Annotated in this window: 3 protein-coding genes; all 3 read left to right on the top strand. The window is 59.5% G+C overall.

The genetic code is table 11. The features are described 5' to 3' along the window. Positions 1 to 95: 95 nt before the first annotated feature. From AKG12_RS28875 to AKG12_RS28865, 3 genes are read left to right on the top strand one after another with little or no spacing between them, the layout of a single operon-like run. On the top strand, positions 96 to 1,358 hold the full coding sequence (locus AKG12_RS28875) for a tyrosine-type recombinase/integrase (protein WP_245282252.1): 1,263 nt from the start codon (positions 96 to 98) through the stop codon (positions 1,356 to 1,358). Beyond that, positions 1,352 to 2,269: a tyrosine-type recombinase/integrase gene (locus tag AKG12_RS28870; protein ID WP_046797783.1), complete on the top strand. Its 918-nt coding sequence runs from the start codon at positions 1,352 to 1,354 to the stop codon at positions 2,267 to 2,269. Before AKG12_RS28875 ends, AKG12_RS28870 begins: the two co-directional genes overlap by 7 nt. Further along, positions 2,266 to 3,270 (top strand): tyrosine-type recombinase/integrase, encoded by a 1,005-nt coding sequence (locus AKG12_RS28865; protein ID WP_046797782.1) that lies wholly within the window; start codon positions 2,266 to 2,268, stop codon positions 3,268 to 3,270. Before AKG12_RS28870 ends, AKG12_RS28865 begins: the two co-directional genes overlap by 4 nt. Positions 3,271 to 3,381 lie beyond the last annotated feature (111 nt).

The raw sequence follows: 3,381 nt of genomic DNA, 5'->3' as shown, positions 1-3,381 counted from the left end.
GTCAACATGCCAACCTTTGCCTTGTTGGCTCTCGGGGAGTTTAAGGAACGGGAATGTCGCTCGCCTAGCGCTGGAATGGATTTGAAACCTCCGATTTGTTCGACACGCCGGACTTCACCGGCACCAACGATCAAATCGAGGAAAATAGCGTGACAAAGCGAAAGTACAGACATCGCCGCAGCGTCAATGTTCGCATCAATTGGCTGCAACCACATGTCGACGGCTTCAAGCACTGGCTTGTCCAGCGGAATTACTCGGCCGCGACGATAACGGAGGTGGTGCGCCTTCTGGCATTGTGGGGCGATTGGGTACGTGCCGCCGGCCACGACGTCGACACACTTACCGCGGGCTTGAGCGCTTCTGCATCAGTGTTCCACGGCAACAGAACTGCCCGTGCGCCACAGGGTGCTGCCAAGCTGTTCGTCGAATACCTTCGCGAGCTGGACATCCTGCCGCCGGAGCAACGCCCCTCATTGGACGAAACCTGGCCTGAATTGGCTACTTTCCGTCGGTGGATGCGAGAACAACGCGGTGTCAAGGCTTCCACTCTTGATACCTATCAAGCCGTCCTCGTGAAATTTATGATGTCCTTGGGTGCAGATCCAGCTGCTTATACAGCTTCAGCAATCCGCATGTTCGTGCTCGAGTCCGCCAAGCCGCACGGACGCCATTGGGCACAGAGTATTACCGTCGCCACGCGCGCCTACCTAAAATATCTCGTCGCGATGGGAAAATGTCCCGCTGGTCGGGAGCACGCGGTTCCGAACTTCGCAAGTTGGCAATTGGTGACGACGCCGCGCTTTCTTGCGCAAAGTGACATCGACCGCCTCCTTGCCACATGTGACGGCGAAAGCCGGTTACGCGATCGCGCTGTCATGCTCTTGCTGGCTCGATTGGGCCTCAGGGCAAGCGAAGTCAGCACTCTCAGCTTCGATGACATTGACTGGAGGAATGGCCGAATAGCACTTATCGGTAAGGTCCGGCGCGAGGAATGGCTGCCGCTGCCCCAGGAGGTTGGCGACGCTATATTGGCCTATATTGAACGGGCAAGGCCGCGCATTGCGACGACGCGAGTGTTCCTGACGGATATCGCGCCAATCAGACCACTGAGCCGCATTGCCGTGAAGTGCATCGTGCGTCGCGCGCTCGACAGAGCAGGAATTGAAAGCATCCATCGCGGTGCACATGTGTTGCGTCACTCGGCAGCGACGGCGATGCTGCGTAACGGCGCAAGCCTTGCCGGAGTCGGGGCCGTGTTGCGCCACCGTTCTCCATCAACGACGGCGCTGTACGCTAAGGTGGACATCGGCCTGCTGTCGGAAATCGCGCAGCCTTGGGGCGGGAGGTTGCCATGCTGAGCGCTGACGTCAGTCGCTATCTTAGTCTACGTCGAGCGCTCGGTTATAAGCTGATCAAGGCCGAACGGCATCTTCTGGCGTTCGCGCGCTTTGCATCCGAGCGGGGCGAGAGCCACGTTCGGGCTGCAACGGTTCTCACATGGTTGCCGACGGCTGCTAAAACGCCGAACTCCATGGCGCATCGCCTGACGAACCTGATCGGGTTTGCCCGCTTTCTTCATGCGGAAGATCCGCGTCACGAGATCCCGCCTGCGGATATCAAGCGGGCCACCAATCGACCGGTGCCCTACATCTACACAAAGGACGAGATCGCCCGGATCCTCGATACTGCCGGCAATCTCAGGCTCCAAAAGCCCAATCCGCTGCGTCGCGAACTCTATGTCACGCTCTTCGGTCTGATCGCGGCCACTGGACTTCGCATCTCCGAAGCTCTTGCACTCAGGCTCGATGACATCTTGCCCGATGGCGTTTTGCACATTCGGGAAACAAAGTTCCGCAAGAGCCGCCTAGTGCCGCTGCACGCCACCGTCATCGAAGCGCTCCAAGGCTATCTTGAGATCCGGCGCCAACGCGCTGGCGAGAGCGATTGGCTCTTCCCATCCGTCCAGCACCGACAGCTCTACCCGACGACCGTCAATTGTACGTTCCGCTCCCTGCTGCGACGAGCGGGTATTGCCCCGGAGCGAGGTCAACCGCCACGCATCCATGACCTTCGTCATACGTTCGCAACCCGGGTGCTGGAACAATGCGGCGCCGATCGCAGCGCAGTTGCCAGGCACTTCGTCGCCCTGTCGACGTACCTGGGTCATGTCAGTATCCACAATACATACTGGTATCTTCAGGCGACGCCGGAAATGATGGCCGACATCGCCGCGGCGGCAGAGGCTTTGGTCGGGGAGAATGCCGCATGACGAAGCTCGCCCCTCTTATCACCGGCTTCCTGCGAGACTACATGCCTCGACAGCGAGGTTACAGCCCACAAAGCTGCGAGACATACGCGTTCAGCTTCAAGCTGCTGTTCAACTTCGCAGCAAAACGGCTCGGCACTCGCCCGTCTTTGCTCAGGATCGAAGACCTCGATGCACCGATGATCGTGGCTTTCCTCGCGCACATTGAACAAGATCGCGGCAACAGCGCATCGACGCGCAATGTGCGGCTCGCCGCCATCAAGGCGTTCATGCGCTACCTCGAGCACAAGGTGCCGTCCGCACTGGAGCAGATCGGGCGGGTCCATGCGATCCCGACCAAACGCCACGATCAGAAGCTCATTCGCCATCTGACAATGGAAGAGGTCCGAGCGATTCTTAACGGACCCGACCTTACGACGAGATCTGGCATCCGTGATCGGGCGATGATGCATCTCTGCTTCGCCGGAGGCTTGCGAGTGTCAGAATTGATCGGAGTTTTGACGGCAAATCTGTCGCTTCGCCACGGCGCGAGCGTGACAGTTCTGGGAAAGGGCCGCAAGGAACGCTGCCTGCCGCTCTGGAAAGACACTGCGCGCGACATTCGCGCTTGGTTAAGTGTCCGGGGCGAGGTCCGTGTGCCGGAGCTCTTCGTCAATGCTCAGGGCGACCCGATGACCCGTGCCGGCTTCGAGTATGTCCTCGACAAGTATGTCGTCAAAGCAGCCGGGAGCTGCGTATCGCTTCGCGACCGTCGCGTCTCACCTCATCAGCTTCGGCACGGCTGCGCAGTCGTCATGCTGCAGGCGACCCACGACATCCGCAAGGTCGCCCTCTGGCTCGGCCACGCAGATATCCGCACGACGGAGGTTTACCTCCGCATGGACCCGTCCGAAAAATTGGAAGCTGTCGAGGCGGTTGTTCCGCCAGAACTGAGGCGGGGCCGGTTTAAGGCTCCGGATGCACTGATCGCATCGTTGCTTTCTGATTTGGAAATATCGACGTAGTCAGAACGGGTGAGCCCCAGAGCGGAGTCCCCCACCGGTACGGTCTGATCCGCTTCATCTGATATCGCGCTCGGCATGGCGGTAATCCCATGTCGGGCGCAGCTTGTCTCG

The sequence above is a fragment of the Agrobacterium sp. SUL3 genome (genome assembly GCF_001263295.1).
GTDB lineage: Bacteria > Pseudomonadota > Alphaproteobacteria > Rhizobiales > Rhizobiaceae > Agrobacterium > Agrobacterium tomkonis.
Note: the sequence above shows the minus strand (reverse complement) of the source record. Positions and strands in the feature narration are given on the sequence as shown.